This window comes from Pseudomonas sp. ANT_H4, from assembly GCF_008369295.1.
Taxonomy (GTDB): domain Bacteria; phylum Pseudomonadota; class Gammaproteobacteria; order Pseudomonadales; family Pseudomonadaceae; genus Aquipseudomonas.
The window spans coordinates 1-15,123 of sequence record NZ_VOBG01000028.1 but is presented as its reverse complement, the minus strand read 5'-3'; the positions used below and the strand labels follow the sequence as shown (position 1 = coordinate 15,123).

Annotated in this window: 16 protein-coding genes, 1 tRNA gene and 3 pseudogenes; 8 read left to right on the top strand and 12 right to left on the bottom strand. The window is 56.9% G+C overall.

The features are described 5' to 3' along the window. Position 1 precedes the first annotated feature (1 nt). Positions 2 to 1,282: a serine--tRNA ligase gene (serS, locus tag FQ182_RS24890; RefSeq protein ID WP_149414850.1), complete on the top strand. Its 1,281-nt coding sequence runs from the start codon at positions 2 to 4 to the stop codon at positions 1,280 to 1,282. Beyond that, positions 1,283 to 2,677 carry a siroheme synthase CysG gene (gene cysG, locus FQ182_RS24885; protein ID WP_149494053.1) on the top strand — a complete coding sequence of 465 codons (1,395 nt, stop codon included), beginning with the start codon at positions 1,283 to 1,285 and terminating at the stop codon, positions 2,675 to 2,677. It abuts the gene before it with no gap. Positions 2,678 to 2,750: 73 nt separating this feature from the next. On the opposite strand, the gene FQ182_RS24880 is transcribed toward cysG, so the two are convergent. From FQ182_RS24880 to FQ182_RS24850, 7 genes are all read right to left on the bottom strand, one after another. Then, positions 2,751 to 3,746, bottom strand: coding sequence for a glutathione S-transferase family protein (locus FQ182_RS24880; RefSeq protein ID WP_149414848.1), 996 nt, complete (start codon positions 3,744 to 3,746; stop codon positions 2,751 to 2,753). 88 nt (positions 3,747 to 3,834) lie between these two features. Beyond that, on the bottom strand, positions 3,835 to 4,836 hold the full coding sequence (locus FQ182_RS24875) for a glycosyl transferase family protein (RefSeq protein ID WP_149414847.1): 1,002 nt from the start codon (positions 4,834 to 4,836) through the stop codon (positions 3,835 to 3,837). Further along, positions 4,833 to 5,168 carry a TusE/DsrC/DsvC family sulfur relay protein gene (locus FQ182_RS24870; RefSeq protein ID WP_149414846.1) on the bottom strand — a complete coding sequence of 112 codons (336 nt, stop codon included), beginning with the start codon at positions 5,166 to 5,168 and terminating at the stop codon, positions 4,833 to 4,835. Before FQ182_RS24870 ends, FQ182_RS24875 begins: the two co-directional genes overlap by 4 nt. Continuing rightward, positions 5,165 to 5,458 (bottom strand): sulfurtransferase complex subunit TusB, encoded by a 294-nt coding sequence (gene tusB, locus FQ182_RS24865; protein ID WP_149414845.1) that lies wholly within the window; start codon positions 5,456 to 5,458, stop codon positions 5,165 to 5,167. The genes FQ182_RS24870 and tusB overlap by 4 nt, the downstream gene beginning before the upstream one ends. Beyond that, entirely contained in the window at positions 5,458 to 5,805 is a 348-nt protein-coding gene (tusC, locus tag FQ182_RS24860; protein WP_149414844.1) for a sulfurtransferase complex subunit TusC, read from the bottom strand. The genes tusB and tusC overlap by 1 nt, the downstream gene beginning before the upstream one ends. A gap of 1 nt (position 5,806) precedes the next feature. Further along, positions 5,807 to 6,199, bottom strand: coding sequence for a sulfurtransferase complex subunit TusD (tusD, locus tag FQ182_RS24855; RefSeq protein ID WP_149414843.1), 393 nt, complete (start codon positions 6,197 to 6,199; stop codon positions 5,807 to 5,809). A 102-nt stretch (positions 6,200 to 6,301) separates the two neighbouring features. Continuing rightward, positions 6,302 to 6,973, bottom strand: a complete 672-nt coding sequence (locus FQ182_RS24850) for a Bax inhibitor-1/YccA family protein (protein WP_133100215.1) — start codon at positions 6,971 to 6,973, stop codon at positions 6,302 to 6,304. Positions 6,974 to 7,125: 152 nt separating this feature from the next. Between FQ182_RS24850 and FQ182_RS24845 the strand changes: the two genes are divergently transcribed. Then, positions 7,126 to 7,216 (top strand) — tRNA-Ser (locus FQ182_RS24845). Positions 7,217 to 7,331: 115 nt separating this feature from the next. Here the strand turns inward: FQ182_RS24845 and FQ182_RS24840 are convergent. Further along, a complete protein-coding gene (locus tag FQ182_RS24840) occupies positions 7,332 to 7,568 on the bottom strand; it encodes a hypothetical protein (protein WP_256666367.1) in 237 nt (78 codons plus the stop codon). Positions 7,569 to 7,619: 51 nt separating this feature from the next. Here FQ182_RS24840 and FQ182_RS24835 point away from each other — a divergent pair, with 51 nt between their 5' ends. Beyond that, complete coding sequence (locus tag FQ182_RS24835) at positions 7,620 to 7,859, top strand: DUF1654 domain-containing protein (protein ID WP_256666368.1); 240 nt, start codon at positions 7,620 to 7,622, stop codon at positions 7,857 to 7,859. A gap of 43 nt (positions 7,860 to 7,902) precedes the next feature. On the opposite strand, the gene FQ182_RS24830 is transcribed toward FQ182_RS24835, so the two are convergent. Both FQ182_RS24830 and FQ182_RS24825 read right to left on the bottom strand, forming a co-directional pair. Further along, entirely contained in the window at positions 7,903 to 8,379 is a 477-nt protein-coding gene (locus tag FQ182_RS24830; protein WP_149414841.1) for a hemerythrin domain-containing protein, read from the bottom strand. Positions 8,380 to 8,746: 367 nt separating this feature from the next. After that, positions 8,747 to 8,995 carry a hypothetical protein gene (locus FQ182_RS24825; protein ID WP_149414840.1) on the bottom strand — a complete coding sequence of 83 codons (249 nt, stop codon included), beginning with the start codon at positions 8,993 to 8,995 and terminating at the stop codon, positions 8,747 to 8,749. Between the two features lie 244 nt (positions 8,996 to 9,239). Here FQ182_RS24825 and FQ182_RS24820 point away from each other — a divergent pair, with 244 nt between their 5' ends. Further along, complete coding sequence (locus FQ182_RS24820) at positions 9,240 to 9,461, top strand: hypothetical protein (protein ID WP_149414839.1); 222 nt, start codon at positions 9,240 to 9,242, stop codon at positions 9,459 to 9,461. Between the two features lie 77 nt (positions 9,462 to 9,538). Here the strand turns inward: FQ182_RS24820 and FQ182_RS24815 are convergent. After that, positions 9,539 to 10,152, bottom strand: a pseudogene (locus FQ182_RS24815) (group II intron maturase-specific domain-containing protein); the annotation flags it as partial. A 7-nt stretch (positions 10,153 to 10,159) separates the two neighbouring features. Here FQ182_RS24815 and FQ182_RS24810 point away from each other — a divergent pair. The 3 genes and pseudogenes from FQ182_RS24810 to FQ182_RS24800 form a co-directional block, all read left to right on the top strand. Beyond that, positions 10,160 to 10,597, top strand: a pseudogene (locus FQ182_RS24810) (nickel/cobalt efflux transporter); the annotation flags it as partial. Between the two features lie 12 nt (positions 10,598 to 10,609). After that, a pseudogene (locus tag FQ182_RS24805) lies at positions 10,610 to 11,083 on the top strand (YqaA family protein). A 293-nt stretch (positions 11,084 to 11,376) separates the two neighbouring features. Next, entirely contained in the window at positions 11,377 to 14,001 is a 2,625-nt protein-coding gene (locus tag FQ182_RS24800; protein WP_149414838.1) for an EAL domain-containing protein, read from the top strand. 114 nt (positions 14,002 to 14,115) lie between these two features. On the opposite strand, the gene FQ182_RS24795 is transcribed toward FQ182_RS24800, so the two are convergent. Beyond that, positions 14,116 to 14,439 (bottom strand): hypothetical protein, encoded by a 324-nt coding sequence (locus FQ182_RS24795; protein ID WP_149414837.1) that lies wholly within the window; start codon positions 14,437 to 14,439, stop codon positions 14,116 to 14,118. Positions 14,440 to 15,123 lie beyond the last annotated feature (684 nt).

The following is a 15,123-nucleotide window of genomic DNA, read 5'->3' as shown; positions in this document are numbered from 1 at the left end:
CATGCTCGATTCCAAACTGTTACGTAGCAACCTTCAGGACGTAGCGGACCGCCTGGCATCCCGTGGCTTTGCCCTGGATGTTGCGCGCATCGAAGCGCTGGAAGAACAGCGCAAGACCGTCCAGACCCGCACCGAAGCACTGCAGGCTGAGCGTAATGCGCGTTCCAAATCCATCGGTCAGGCCAAGCAGCGTGGCGAAGACATCGCGCCGTTGATGGCAGATGTCGAGCGCATGGCGGGTGAACTGGCCAGCGGTAAAGTGGAGCTGGACGCGATCCAGACTGAGCTGGATTCGATCCTGCTGGGCATCCCTAACCTGCCGCACGAGTCGGTGCCGGTCGGTGCCGACGAAGACGGCAACGTCGAAGTGCGCCGCTGGGGCACACCGAAGGCCTTTGATTTCGAGGTCAAGGACCACGTCGCCCTCGGCGAACTGAGTGGCGGCCTGGATTTCGAAACCGCCGCCAAGCTGTCCGGCGCCCGTTTTGCCTTGCTGCGTGGCCCGATTGCCCGTATGCACCGTGCCCTGGCGCAGTTCATGGTCAACCTGCACACCGGCGAACACGGCTACGAAGAGGCCTACACGCCTTACCTGGTACAGGCGCCGGCGTTGGTTGGTACCAGCCAGTTGCCCAAGTTCGAGGAAGACCTGTTCAAGATCAGCCGCGAAGGCGAAGCCGATCTGTACCTGATCCCTACCGCCGAAGTGTCGCTGACCAACATCGTCGCCGGGGAAATCCTCGACGCCAAGCAGTTGCCATTGAAGTTCGTCGCCCACACGCCGTGCTTTCGTAGCGAGGCCGGTGCATCCGGTCGCGATACTCGCGGCATGATCCGCCAGCACCAGTTCGACAAGGTAGAGATGGTACAGATCGTCGAGCCGTCGACCTCCATGCAAGCGCTGGAAGGCCTGACTGCCAACGCCGAGCGTGTCCTGCAATTGCTGGAACTGCCGTATCGAGTGCTGGCGCTATGCACCGGCGACATGGGTTTCAGCGCGGTCAAGACTTACGACCTGGAAGTCTGGGTACCGAGCCAGGACAAGTACCGCGAGATTTCGTCGTGCTCCAACTGCGGTGATTTCCAGGCCCGTCGCATGCAGGCGCGTTTCCGCAATCCGGAAACCGGCAAGCCGGAACTGGTCCACACCTTGAACGGTTCTGGTCTGGCAGTGGGTCGGACCTTGGTCGCGGTGCTGGAAAACTACCAGCAAGCCGACGGTTCGATTCGTGTGCCAGAGGTGCTCAAGCCGTACATGGCGGGCATTGAGGTCATCGGCTAAATGGAATTTCTGCCGCTGTTTCATAACCTGCGCGGCAGTCGTGTGTTGGTCGTCGGTGGCGGGGAGATTGCCTTGCGCAAATCCCGGCTGCTGGCCGACGCCGGCGCGTTGTTGCGGGTGGTTGCTCCCCAGATTGAAGACCAGTTGCGTGAACTGGTGCACGGCAGTGGCGGTGAACTGATTGTGCGCGGTTATCAGGAAGTGGACCTTGATGGTTGCACCCTGATCATCGCGGCTACGGATGACGAGCCGCTGAACGCGCAAGTATCCAGTGATGCCCGGCGCCGTTGTGTGCCGGTCAATGTGGTGGATGCACCTGCCTTGTGCAGCGTGATCTTCCCGGCGATTGTCGATCGTTCACCTTTGGTGATTGCGGTCTCCAGTGGCGGCGATGCGCCAGTGCTGGCGAGGTTGATCCGAGCCAAGCTGGAAACCTGGATTCCGTCGACTTATGGCCAGTTGGCCGGGTTGGCTGCGCGCTTTCGCACCCAGGTCAAAGGCTTGTTTGCGGACGTGCAGCAACGTCGGGCGTTCTGGGAGGAAGTCTTTCAGGGGCCAATTGCTGATCGGCAGTTGGCCGGGCAGGGTGACGAAGCTGAGCGGCTGCTGGTGGACAAGATCAACGGTGCGCCGCCTCATGCGCCGGGCGAGGTTTATCTGGTGGGCGCAGGCCCTGGTGATCCGGACCTGCTGACCTTCCGTGCCCTGCGCTTGATGCAGCAGGCCGATGTGGTGCTGTACGACCGTCTGGTGGCGCCGGCGATTCTTGAGCTGTGTCGCCGTGATGCCGAGCGGGTTTACGTTGGCAAGCGTCGCGCCGATCACGCTGTGCCTCAGGATCAGATCAACCAGCAACTGGTGGACCTGGCCAAGCAGGGCAAGCGTGTATTGCGACTCAAGGGTGGCGATCCGTTCATCTTCGGCCGTGGTGGCGAAGAGATCGAAGAGCTGGCGGCCCATGGCATCCCGTTCCAGGTCGTGCCAGGTATTACTGCGGCCAGTGGTTGTGCTGCGTATGCCGGTATTCCGCTGACCCACCGCGACTATGCGCAATCGGTTCGCTTCATTACCGGGCACTTGAAGGACGGTACGTCGGACCTGCCCTGGAGTGATCTGGTGGGGCCATCACAGACCCTGGTGTTCTACATGGGCTTGATTGGTTTGCCGATCATCTGCGAACAACTGATCCAGCATGGGCGTTCGGCGGATACGCCGGCGGCGTTGATCCAGCAGGGCACTACGTCCAACCAGCGGGTGTTCACGGGTACGCTGGCTGACCTGCCACGCATGGTGGCGGAGCATGAGGTTCATGCGCCGACACTGGTGATTGTTGGGGAAGTGGTGCTGCTGCGTGAGAAGCTGAAGTGGTTTGAAGGCGCTCAGTCGCAAGTCTGATGGACGCCTGGCTTATTGTGGCGAGCGGGCAAGTCCGCGCGCCACAATCTGGTAAAAAAGCCTCTGCCTCGGATCAGTTCCAAACCCCTTTTGCGCTCAATCTCTCCCGATCATGCTTCGCATCAAACGCCTGCAACGGCCCCTTCGGTACAATCCCCGTCGGATTAATCGTCCGGTGACTGGCGTAGTAGTGACCCTTGATGTGGGCAAAATCCACCGTCTCGGCAACCCCCGGCCACTGATACAGCTCTCTTAGCCAATTCGACAAATTCGGATAATCGGCAATCCGCCGAAGGTTGCATTTGAAGTGGCTGTAGTACACCGCATCAAACCGAATCATCGTGGTGAACAGGCGCACATCAGCTTCGGTGAGGTATTCGCCGGCGAGGTAGCGATTCTCACCCAGGTGCTGCTCCAGTCGATCCAGCTCGGCAAACACATCGTCGAAAGCCGCTTCATAGGCCTTTTGCGACGTGGCAAAGCCTGCGCGGTAGACGCCATTGTTCACGGCGGGATAGATCCGATCGTTCAGTGCATCGATGGTTGAGCGCAGCGCCTCGGGATAGAAGTCCAGCTCGTTACCCGTCAGCCCATTAAACGCACTGTTGAACATGCGGATGATCTCCGCTGATTCATTGCTGACAATCTGCTTCAGCTTCTTGTCCCACAGTACTGGCACGGTGACGCGCCCGGTGTAACTGGCCGTATCGGCGGTGTAGCGCTGATGCATGTAGGTGAAAACGTCGAGCTTGTCGCCGCTGGAGCCATGAGCCTTGTCGAAGGTCCAGCCGTTCTCCAGCATCAGCCAACTGACCACCGACACGTCGATCAGGCTTTCCAGGCCTTTGAGGTTACGCAGGATCAGTGTGCGGTGTGCCCAGGGGCAGGCAAGGGAAACGTACAAGTGGTAGCGGCCCGCTTCGGCAGCGAAGCCACCGTCGCCGGTAGGGCCGGCCTTTCCGTCGGCGGTTACCCAGTTGCGGCGTTGCGCCTGTTCCCGTTGGAAGGCGCCATCTGCGCTACTTTCGTACCACTGGTCATGCCAGCGTCCTTCGATCAGCAAACCCATGACTGACTCCTTGGCTAATAAGCGTTGGAGTCCAGTCTAAAGGTCTGAGTTCGAACAAATAGCGCAAAGGCTGGGGGTTAATGATCGACTAAATCGATTTGTCCCGGGCGTCCCAGTATTGCTGGGCCAGCTCGAACGCCTGCTCCCGTGGGTGGCCAAGGCCGCGCAACGCCAGAGCCATGGTGGCGATTAGGGCCAGTTGCGGATAGCTGTCCTCTACATCGCCACACCACAGCGCCTTCAGATGCTTGGGGTCGAGGGTCGCCGGCTTGACGTGGCGCTGGGCGGAGAGGGCGGGCCACTCTTCATCCCAGTTTTCGCCGCCGGTGGTGCCGTACAAGTGGCTGATGGTGTCCGGGTTGATCTCGATCTCGCCGCCATCGCCCTTGATCACGATGGTATTGTCGCCGAGCAGGCCGCTGGCATCGCGATGCACACCCTGATAGCCGGGATGGAAGATGCTTTGCAGGCCGCAGCGAGCGTTCAATGGATTGAGGATGCGCGCCAGGGAGTGGATAGGCGAGCGCAGGCCCAGCGTGTTGCGTAGATCGATCATGCGCTGCAGCTGCGGCGCCCAGTCGCCCAGGGGCATAAAGGCCAGGTTGCCCTGTTCAAGGGCGGTCTCGACTTGCTGCCAAGTGCGGCACAGCGGGATCTGCAAGCCTTCCAGCAACTGCTCGGTGTAGAGCCGACCCGCTGTATGAGCGCCGCCGCCATGCATAAAAATGCCCACGCCGTTTTGTGCCAGGCACTTGGCCGCCAGCAGGTACCAGGGCAGGTGGCGTTTTTTCCCGGCATAGGTAGGCCAGTCGACATCTACTTGTAAGGCAGGGGCGTTGAGTCGTTCGCGTACCGCTTCGGTAAAGCCGGCGAGCTCTTCCGGGCTTTCTTCCTTGTGCCGCAACAGCATCAGGAACGCACCGAGCTGGGTGTCTTCGACTTTTTCATCGAGCAGCATACCCATGGCTTCCCGCGCTTCTTCGTGGGTCAGGCTGCGGGCGCCACGTTTGCCCTTGCCCAGGATGCGCACGAACGGCGCAAACGGATGCTCGGCAGGCGTTTCGGTGATCAGCGGGGAAAAATCGGTCATAAGCAATTCGTCGGCCTGGGCAGGCCCGCCAGCTTGGCGGCGAGTTTGGCGGGAGTGCCTTTAAACAGTCGGTTAAGGTGCAGGCTGTTGCCTTTTTCCGGGCCCAGCTTCAAGGCGGTGTACCTGATCAGCGGGCGGGTGGCGGGCGACAGCTGGAACTCTTGATAAAAACCACGCAGCACGTTGAGGATTTCCCAGTGTTCAGGGGTCAACTCAAGCGCTTCGGCGGCGGCCAGAGTGTTGGCCACCTCGATTGACCAATCGCTCAGGTCAACCAGGTAGCCGTCCTTGTCCAGCTCAAGGGTGTGTTCGCCCACGGTTAGGGTGTTCATAGCCAGGTGTTGACCTTGTCATGGTCGATCGACAGTTGGACAAAAGCCGGATAATCGACACTCTTGGCCCAGTCTGGTACGGGTAGGCCGCGAGCCTGGCTGTCTTCGACGAGGACAAACACCTTCAGCGCCTTGGCTTGCAGGGCCTCAAAGGGCGCGCTGCCGGCCTGCAGGGCATAGGCTGCGTCACCGCACAGCAGGATCGCGTCCTGGCCGCCACAAAGGCGCAGGCAGCTGTCCAGGCGACTATCGGTAAAAGGGGAGTGGGATACTACATGTAAGGTCGACATCAGAGGGTAATCACCTGACTATAACGGTCAATCATCCGGGAAATCTCTTCGTTGCTCAGCGGCTGCGCGCTGCCGGCAGTCAGTCCACGTTCGGCAAGGCTCTGGCTGCACGCGAACACCTCATCAATGCCAAACAGCGACAGCGCTTGCAGGTTGGCGCTGAGGTCTTTCTGCTGCACGGCTTTGGCGTCCTGGCCCGTTGCCAGTTGAAACACTCCGTCATCCAGAAACAACAGGCCAATCGGCAAATCAAACGCGCCACCGGCCAGAACAATATCCAGCGCTTCCCGCGCGCTCGGCCCGGACCACGGCGCCTGACGGCTGATAACCAGCAAGGATTTAGACATCTTATGGGCCTCCAAAACAGATCAGGCGGTCGGCGTCCTGCACGGCGTCGTGCAACTGCCCAAGGCCCGATAATGCCCAAGGTGCATCCAGACTCACAGCGCTACGTTGATAGCGTAAAGCCTCTTCGGCGTTCAGCACCCCACGACGCAAAGCTGCGGCGATGCACACCACGCCATCCAATTGGTGTTCACTGACAAACGCCCGCCATTGCTGGGGGATGTCCTGCTCATCCTGCGGTGTCACAACCGAGTTGGACGCGCTGTAGACGCCATCCTGATAAAAAAACAGCCGCACAATCTCATGCCCACCAGCCAGCGCCGCTTGGGCGAACAGCAGGGCGCGGCGCGAGGAGGGCGCATGGGCGGCGGAGAAAAGCGCAATCGCGAACTTCATGGAACACTCTTTATGGAACAGACTGTCGGCAAACCTGGGCCAATGATAAAGCCGCAGACAACAAAAAGCCCGCCGAAGCGGGCTTTTTGCATGAGGCTACGATCAGTCGTCGCGGCTCATGATGCCGAAGATCTGCAACAGGCTGATAAACAGGTTGTAGATCGATACATACAGGCTGATGGTCGCCATGATGTAGTTACGCTCGCCGCCATGGATGATGGCGCTGGTCTGGAACAGAATGCAGACCGAGGAAAACAGCACAAAACCCGCGCTGATTGCCAATTGCAGGCCGCTGATCTGGAAGAACATGCTCGCCAGCACCGCCGCCAGCAACACGAAGAAGCCAGCAGTGATGAAACCACCGAGGAAACTCATGTCCTTGCGTGTAATCAGCACATAGGCCGACAGACCACCAAACACCAGTGCGGTCATGGCAAACGCCGAGCTGACCACTTCCGCGCCGCCCTGCATGCCAAGGTAGCGGTTAAGGATCGGGCCCAGCAGGAAACCCATGAAACCGGTCAAGGCAAACGCCGACACCAGGCCCCAGGCCGAGTCACGCAGCTTGTTGGTCAGGAAAAATAGACCATAGAAGCCGATCAGTACCACAAAGATATTCGGGTAGCCGACGCGCATTTGCTGGGCCACGAACGCCATCACGCCGCTAAACGCGAGGGTGAGAGCGAGCAAGCCGTATGTGTTGCGCAGGACGCGGCTAACCTCTAGCTGCTCAGCCTGCACGTTGCTATTAACTGCGTAATCCTGTTCGCGCATGGCGACACTCCTTCAGTTTTGAAACGTTCAGTCGCAAAGATCATAACAGACGCCCTGTAACAAGCTACGCAGAGAGTTTGACAGTGTGTTTCATTCGGGTATTATGGCGCCCGCTGAGACAGGATGGACTACTATAATCCTGTGTTGCATAAGGGAAATTGGCAGAGTGGTTGAATGCACCGGTCTTGAAAACCGGCGAACGTTAATAGCGTTCCCAGGGTTCGAATCCCTGGTTTCCCGCCAAATTTAACGAAAAGCCTCGATTATTCGGGGCTTTTTCGTGTCTGGGGTTTGGGTAAGAAAAGGCGTCTTTTGGTAGGGGTTCCGAAACTTTCGGGTAGGCGTTCCGAAACTAACGCTATTTGGAGGGCTTGGCGGTCGCTCCGATACTTCTGTAGACCCGCTTAGTGATCTCCTGTTTGGTGTGCCCAAGCAGCAGACTCGCATCGCCGATATCGACGATTTCCGAGGCCGCCTTCGGCCGGATGTCACGGAACTGAAACCCTCCAATCTTTGCCGCGAGCATCGGGTCGCCTTGTTCGATGGCTTTCTGTTGTGCTTTTTCCCGCGCCTTGTCCCAACGCAAGCGCAACATCCCCTTCGTCATCCTTTTCCCATGTTTGCTGATCAGCAGGTACTTGGAAGGGTGGCAGGCGTTCCTTTCTGCAATCTCCCTCACCAACGCTGGGTGACGATTCATCGCCTGGATACGGACGAAGATCGAGAGAGGGAGGAGGTGATGGGGCTGCTGTCCGAAACGGATGACCTCGACATCACGCTCGATGACGACGGCGCGGTGACAGTGAGGTGGAAGGCCCAGGCAGGCGAAGACTCGCCTGTGGGTGTCGCGGACTTTGAGGAAGAGGCAGAGTTGGCGCCTTTCTGACGAGCATGAAAAAGCCCGCACGCGGCGGGCTTTTGGCAGTCGATTACGCAGCTAACTTAGAAGCGCTTAAGCTCTTCTTCAGCGATGCTTTCAGAACCAGCATCTGTTCGCCAAGCTCATCGAGCTTCGCCTTCCCAAGAAGTTTTTTGGCCTGAGGGAACATCTCTGTTTCCTCTTCCTTGATGTGGTGCTCCAGCAGCTCTTTAACCACTTTCAAGCGGCCGGCGAACTCTGGGCTGGCTGGGTCAGTTACTTTTAGGTCTGGCAGGACGAGGGAGTCAACTGTCCGATGTTCCTCCTTTGCCTCGTAGTACATCTCGTCTTGCTCCTTACCGCCAGCTTCCTTGAACGCAGGGTAAAGAATCTGTTCTTCGAGCTGGGTATGGATGGAGATCTCCATCTCAAGCTTGTCCAGCAAATCGGTGCGCTTTTTCACTGCCCGATCTGTTGATTCGCTCAGCTGGGTCAGGATAACTTTTACTTTTTCGTGATCGGTTTTCAGAAGATCGATGGCGTTCATTTTTGTTTCCTCATTAGCACGGATGGAAAACTGCCGATCTTGGTCGGCGCTTCATTAATGTCCTAATGGGTGTCGCATTTGCCGTGCCACTTCGTAGGATTTTTAAAGTGTCTTGCTTTCAATGAGTTGAGCAACAATATGGCGTATAGGCTTCATGCACCCTGCACGAGTATTACTTTAGGACGATGCATATAGCGGGATTCGCATAGAAAATGAGGGCCATCCCGCACCCATAGAAAAACCCGCATTTCCGGGCAAAAAACCGAGCGTAGGTGAATAAGTTGCAAGCCATGGAGAGTGAAGCCCAGGAGAGGCGAGCATCAAGGAGGGGAAAGGGTAGAGCAAGGGTCCCGTTTTGGCGGGCTCTTTATCCGAAAAGGCGAGTCGCCTGTCGCGACATCACCATTTCCTCCAAGATCTCGCGGGCCAACTTATTGATGCCAGCCTCGCCTTGGTAGTGGCGACGGTCTATGTTGACGATCGTGAACTGGTCCGAGCCCGGCCCCGTCACATCCACTGACAGGGTGTTGTCAGCGCTGAGCGTGCAGGAAATTATGCAGTTCGGCAGGCGGCTGGAGAGGACCGCTTCGATCTCCAGTCTGTTCAAGGCGTCCATTATCCTCTCCCAACTCAAAAACGTGAGCTTGTAGCTTAGACGTGCTGGGCGGACTGTAAATGATGGAAAAATGGTCTCAGGTTTAGCTCAAGTACCAAAAACCTGCCAGAAGCAAGGAGCCAGGCTCTAGGCCAGTATCAACGGTTGTATCACTCACTGTTTCAGTATTTTCCCTTGGTTGATGTCACTATGCCATCATTGTTCGGTGGCGCCTTGTTTTGGTGAGCGCTACCAAGGGGGAGTAATGAGAGCAGCGAAAAAAGCTCTGAACATGGCTGTTTGGTACAAGCTCATGGCTTTGCCCGAAAGCATTATCAACGCAGAGGTTAAGTACTTCAGGTTGCTCAAGGCGGCTGACGACATGGAGCGCGCCAACCTCATCAGCGGTGGTGAGTGGCGAAAGCTTGTTCAGCAGGCTGGAACATCTCTTGCCAGCACTGCGGAGTGCATGGGTGGAGCGGGGTAGGGCAGAATCGAGTAGGAGGCGGATTTACATCCGCCGTCCTCTCACACCACCGTACGTACGGTTCCGTATACGGCGGTTCAGGTTATGCGACTAAGCCGGTTGATCGTATCCAGTATCGAGACCAGTCCAAGCTGATCCCATAGTTTCTTCGGCAACGCCTGATTCATATGTGACGCTCCGGAGTTCCACCATGGGCCTCGGCCATTGAACGCTGATGTGCAGGCGCGCCCTTCGTCGAGTCCCAAACGCATCAGGTTGCGCGCCCTCGTCGAGGGCTGCTTCCATTGGCGCCAGATGACGCAGCGGAGTTTGTGACGCACCCAGCCATCAAGTATCTCCAGCGCTCGTTTGCCCTGAGTCAACTTGAAGTAGCCAGCCCAACCGCGGAGTACGGGGTTTATCCGCTCGATTATATTCGCCATCTTGCGGCCCCGCGCTCTGCGCAGCAGGTCTCTGAGTCGGTCGCGCAAGCGACCTAGACTCATCGTCGCCACCCTCAGTCTCGGCTGCTGATGCCAGCTCATCCCGTAACCCAAGTAATCACATATCCAAGACCCGGCTACTCGGCTACTCGGCTCTTGTCTCGGTTCAGCGTCAGTTTCAGGCGCTGATTCAGGAAGCACTCAACACGCCTCATCACTCGCATGCCCGCACGAGGACTGCGCACATAAATGTTCGCATCGTCGGCATACCAAGAGCATGATCATGGGCATGCGCATTCCGAGTTAGAAGGCCTGGAGTTGTGAATTGATGGCCATCAGGACGCGCATGAGCGTGCCCATGCCAACGATATCCGTAAGCGCTTCACCAATCGAGAGGTCACCACGGGCCAGATCGTCATGTTCGGCCTGACGGGCGGTCTGATTCCTTGTCCGGCTGCCATCACCGTTCTGTTGCTATCTCTTCAGGTTAAAGAAGTCGCGCTGGGAGGCATGCTCGTCCTGTGTTTCAGCATCGGATTAGCGCTCACCTTGGTCACTGTCGGTGCTGCGGCAGCTATTGGTGCTAAACAGGCTTCCAACCGTTGGCCATGGCTGGGCACCGTTGCTCGTCGTGCGCCGTACCTGTCCAGTGTCTTGACCATCGGTGTTGGTCTGTACGTGGGCTTCCATGGCTGGATCGGCCTGAACGCTTGAGGCGACTCTTTAGTGTTTGAACTCACGAGCTACGTTGGTCTGTTCGTGGCGGCATTTGCTGCCGCCACGTTATTGCCAATGCAGTCTGAGGCTGTGTTGGTCGGGATGTTGCACTCCGCCCAATACGTGGCTTCTACGCTCTTGGCGGTCGCCACCTTCGGCAACGTTCTTGGCTCCGCACTGACCTGGGTGCTGGGCCGTTCCGTTGAACGATTCCGTCACAAGCGATAGTTCCCAGTGAGCGAGAGCAAGCTCGAAAACGCCCAGCAGTCCTATCTGCGCTACGGGTGCTGGTCATTACTGCTGAGTTGGGTGCCGATCATTGGTGAACCTCTGACTGTCGTCGCCGGAGTCATGCGCGAGCCATTCTGGACTTTTCTGCTGATCGTCACCCTGGCCAAGGGCGTGCGTTATCTAGTGCTGAGCACCGTTACACTGGGGTGGGCATATCCAACCGTTCAACCGTTACTCGTTTCTAGTCATTAGCTCTTAACGGATTTTTCTTCCGACACTGAAACTGTGGGAGCTTCGGCACCCAGAGCGCGATACATATTTATTTCGCGTTGCTCAGTCGTTGAGCAGCGGAAAGGCCTGGAGAGATCAAGAGTTCGAGACTCAGGCCGATACAGCTAACAACAGCACCCCGGATCCTATCAACCGCCTGGGCTGTGACGAGGTGTTACTACGAGTCAGGGAGGATTCTTTTACCCGCCACTTTAGATATCTGCATGTAGTCTCATGTGCTGGCCCGTATTCACTGCACCGCCAGGAAGAGCCAAATGAAAAACAAGCAGAGTGATCCTCTTCTGAAGGTACAAACCTCCCATCTAACGCTTACCCGTATTGTCCTGATGGGCTTCTCTGGCTTATTGCTAACGATATTCTTGCTGACCAGCGTTTTGATTGTTTACATCGCCTCTAAGCAAGACCATGAAGCGGAGGCCCAAAGCTATTTTTATGCTGGAAAGGCCGTGCAATCCTTGGAGAAGTCGATACTTCTGACGATCAAGGACTATGCGTTTTGGGGTGATGCTTATGATCATCTTCATCGAAGGGTGGATACCGATTGGGCGTTCGTCCGCCAGAACGTCGGCTCTACCTTATATGACGATTTTGGATTTCAGGGCTTGTTTGTTATCGATCCGACCGGTCGAACGGCGTACTCGGTCATTGACGGGCAACTGCAATCGGTTGCGGCTGAAGACTGGTTGAAACAACCAATCACCGCGCTAATTGAGCGTGCCCGTGCGGGGGTGGAAAATGAAACGCCAATCGCCACGTACCTCGATGTCGATGGCGTTCCGGTGCTGGTCGCGGCCGCCCCGTTGACGCCTGGCACCGCCCCTCAGACCGAAGCTGATGACAGGCCTTCCTCAGTGCTGTTGTTTGTCATCAAGCTGGATGCCGTCAGATTGAGCGTCTTGGGCAGTGATTTCGGAATAGACCAATTGCGCATTGTCTCAAGCTATAGCCCTGCGCTCGGCCCGTCGTTTTTACGTCTGGGGGAAACCGGGGTCGCGGGAGCCTTGCAGTGGACGCCAACGCGTCCGGGACATCAGCTAATGATCCTAGTTTTGCCGTTGATCGGTATTGCGGGACTGATCATTGGGCTGATGACCTGGATTCTTCGGCGGCGCACTACGGCTGCGGCGATGGTTATGGATGCGAACTACAGCTCCCTGCATGCCAGCCAGACTGCCCTGGCGACCAGTGAGGCAAGATTTCGGGATGTCGCCGAAGCGTCTTCGGACTGGATTTGGGAAATTGATTCTGAGTTGCGTTTCACATATCTGTCAGAGCGCTTCGAAACAGTGACAGGGCTGTGCAGAGCCCTGTGTATTGGTCGACCTATCGATGACTTGCTGGTGTCTGATCAAGGGCCGCTCTCACAGTGGCTGAAAGACCACTCGCGGCGGGTCAATGCCATCTTGCAATGCAGTTATCAAGCAGCTGACGGTCAGGTCAGAATAAGCCGCCTTTCTGTGCGAGAAATGGAAGGGTTGGGTTATCGAGGCACTGCGAGCGATATAACCGAAGAAGTGGCGGCCCGCCGACGTATTGAATACCTGTCGCAACACGATGCGCTAACTGGCTTGGCAAACCGCGCTCGTATGCAGGAATTCCTGGATGGAAAACTTAAGGCGGCGCCGACACTGGACGATCCGTTAGTCATGCTCAGCATCGACCTTGATCGCTTCAAGTCGGTGAACGATTTGCTGGGGCATGCCGCAGGCGATCAAGTGCTCAACGAGGTCTCCAAAAGGCTGGGGCAATGCTTGCGCTCCGATGACTTGGTTGCGCGAATTGGTGGCGATGAGTTTGTGTTGGTGGTGGCGAATATGGTGTCTCAGGATGAGGTTGAGCACCTGTGTAAGCGTTTGATCGACTGCATCGAAGAGCCGTTCCAGATTGAAGATCATGAAGTGTTTATCAGTGCCAGCATTGGCATAGCCATGGCACCTGCCGACGCCACCCTGGCCGACGAGTTACTGCGCTATGCCGACATCGCGTTATATGAAGCCAAGGACGCAGGGCGTAATACCTGGCGTTTTTACGCAGGCGAGATGAACACTCGAATTCTTGATCGTCGTCAGTTGGAAAGCGATCTTCGCCACGCGATCAAACATGATGAGTTGCGTCTTCACTTTCAGCCGCGCTACCAGATTACAGGCCGAGTCATGGCTGGTGCCGAGGCACTGGTACGCTGGCAGCATCCGGTGCGTGGACTGTTGGCGCCCGATCTTTTCATACCTATCGCGGAAGAAACCGGGTTGATTCTGCCGTTAAGCAACTGGGTACTGCACGCCGCTTGCGAGGCCGCATCGGCCTGGCCTGAAGAACTCTTTGTTTCGGTGAACCTGTCGCCGACAGAGTTTCAGCGCGGGCAGTTGGTGGTCCGAGTGCAGGCGGTGCTGTCGCAGACCGGTTTAAATCCGGCCAGGCTGGAGTTGGAATTGACTGAGACCGTGATGCTGGAAGACGCCAAGGGAGCGCTGCAGATCATGCACGAGTTGAAAGCGTTGGGCGTTCGCTTGGCGATGGACGATTTTGGCACAGGGTATTCGTCGTTAAGCTACCTGCGGTCGTTTCCCTTCGATGGATTAAAGATTGATCGAAGTTTTATTTCCGGAATGCAGCCAGGCGGTGACGATCTTTCGATCATTGAGGCCATCATCGGGTTGGGGCGAGCACTGTCGCTGACGGTCACGGCAGAAGGGGTCGAGACCATTGAACAGCTCCAGGTGTTGCAGGATGCACGGTGCGATGAGGTTCAAGGGTATTTCCTGAGTATGCCTCTAAGCACACAAGCGATTGCTGACCTGATTGATGTTGAATCTGGCAATTCGGGGCTGCGGGTTTTTTCGGGACTTACGTCTGGCGGAAAGGCGGTTGAGCCTTCATAAGAGAGAATTTCAGAAAACAGCTTTTGGCGCATCGTGACCTCGCGCGGAGAAACTATGACTGCGAGCCGCCAATCTTAGTCTTCGCACAGGCATTCGAGGACTTCTCTTGCCATTTCATTGGGCGCTTGCCGGATCGTGGATGGCTGTTCGGAAGTCCTCGTAGGCTTCCGCACCCATCGTTTCGGGGGAAGCACCATATGAACTATTGGGGTCTGCCAGGATTGCTTGCTCCGGTTTCTCGGGTTGACCGAAGAAGAACCAGTGCCACCACTTTGCAGCGAACCGCGCGTCGCTGCGTTCAAGAGCCTCAATGATTGGCACGTCGTCCAGTATGCCGAGATGGGTATCAGCGCAAACATCGAGGTGCCTAGAATAGCCCATCATTTCAATCTGCCGCGAGGAGTCGTTATCGTCAGCATCGGAATCGGCCCATCTCAAAACCGCTGCTGATCTGGCTCTATATGACGCGAAGCATGGGAGCGTCATCGTGTTGTCACAAACTGTCCTGCGAGATAGCTGCCAGCGCCAGGTGATGATAAGTGTTCGCCATCCGGGGTGGCGGCTGAGCCCTTAGGGCTACTGAGCCGACTCCGGTCGTTTGGCCGCCGGTATAGGAGCGTTTTTCTTATGGTGTATTGGATATCCGAAAGGCTTGCCGGAAATCGGGATACCGGCTGGACTGCCTGTTTTGCTTGGGCATATCGAACAAGCTGGAGGTACGTGTATTTAGTCGAAAAGAGCGCTTTTGTGGGCTCTCGTAGTCAGGTGCGTCTATTTGCCGCAGCGCGAACATTTGTTGTGATGACCCGCAACCAGAACATCTTCTTCGACCTGATACTGCCGGCCTGACGCTGCATGTGTCCCTGGCCTCGCCGGTGCTCGTCACATCTTCATAGTCGCGTACTGGCAGCGGGTGATGTCTCTACCGATGGCAGTGAAACCACAAGCTAAATAGACCCCCATTACCCGTTTAGCGAGTAACTCCACGCCGTTTGTGGATTTGCCCCTACAAAACCGGACACCAACTCCCTGTTAAATTGGTGCTGCCGCCAAGCGCCTGAACTCCCTCGGTGAGCGATAGTTCAAAGCGCTGTGCGGATGCTGCTCGTTGTAATGTTCAAA

Coding starts and splice junctions, on each gene's coding strand:
- FQ182_RS24840 (WP_256666367.1), bottom strand. CDS start 7,568: ATGTTGCGCTTGCGTTGGGACAAGGCGCGGGAAAAAGCACAACAGAAA.
- FQ182_RS24800 (WP_149414838.1), top strand. CDS start 11,377: ATGAAAAACAAGCAGAGTGATCCTCTTCTGAAGGTACAAACCTCCCAT.
- tusB (WP_149414845.1), bottom strand. CDS start 5,458: ATGTCGACCTTACATGTAGTATCCCACTCCCCTTTTACCGATAGTCGC.
- FQ182_RS24870 (WP_149414846.1), bottom strand. CDS start 5,168: ATGAACACCCTAACCGTGGGCGAACACACCCTTGAGCTGGACAAGGAC.
- FQ182_RS24820 (WP_149414839.1), top strand. CDS start 9,240: ATGAGAGCAGCGAAAAAAGCTCTGAACATGGCTGTTTGGTACAAGCTC.
- tusC (WP_149414844.1), bottom strand. CDS start 5,805: ATGTCTAAATCCTTGCTGGTTATCAGCCGTCAGGCGCCGTGGTCCGGG.
- serS (WP_149414850.1), top strand. CDS start 2: ATGCTCGATTCCAAACTGTTACGTAGCAACCTTCAGGACGTAGCGGAC.
- FQ182_RS24875 (WP_149414847.1), bottom strand. CDS start 4,836: ATGACCGATTTTTCCCCGCTGATCACCGAAACGCCTGCCGAGCATCCG.
- FQ182_RS24830 (WP_149414841.1), bottom strand. CDS start 8,379: ATGAACGCCATCGATCTTCTGAAAACCGATCACGAAAAAGTAAAAGTT.
- FQ182_RS24850 (WP_133100215.1), bottom strand. CDS start 6,973: ATGCGCGAACAGGATTACGCAGTTAATAGCAACGTGCAGGCTGAGCAG.
- cysG (WP_149494053.1), top strand. CDS start 1,283: ATGGAATTTCTGCCGCTGTTTCATAACCTGCGCGGCAGTCGTGTGTTG.
- tusD (WP_149414843.1), bottom strand. CDS start 6,199: ATGAAGTTCGCGATTGCGCTTTTCTCCGCCGCCCATGCGCCCTCCTCG.
- FQ182_RS24825 (WP_149414840.1), bottom strand. CDS start 8,995: ATGGACGCCTTGAACAGACTGGAGATCGAAGCGGTCCTCTCCAGCCGC.
- FQ182_RS24880 (WP_149414848.1), bottom strand. CDS start 3,746: ATGGGTTTGCTGATCGAAGGACGCTGGCATGACCAGTGGTACGAAAGT.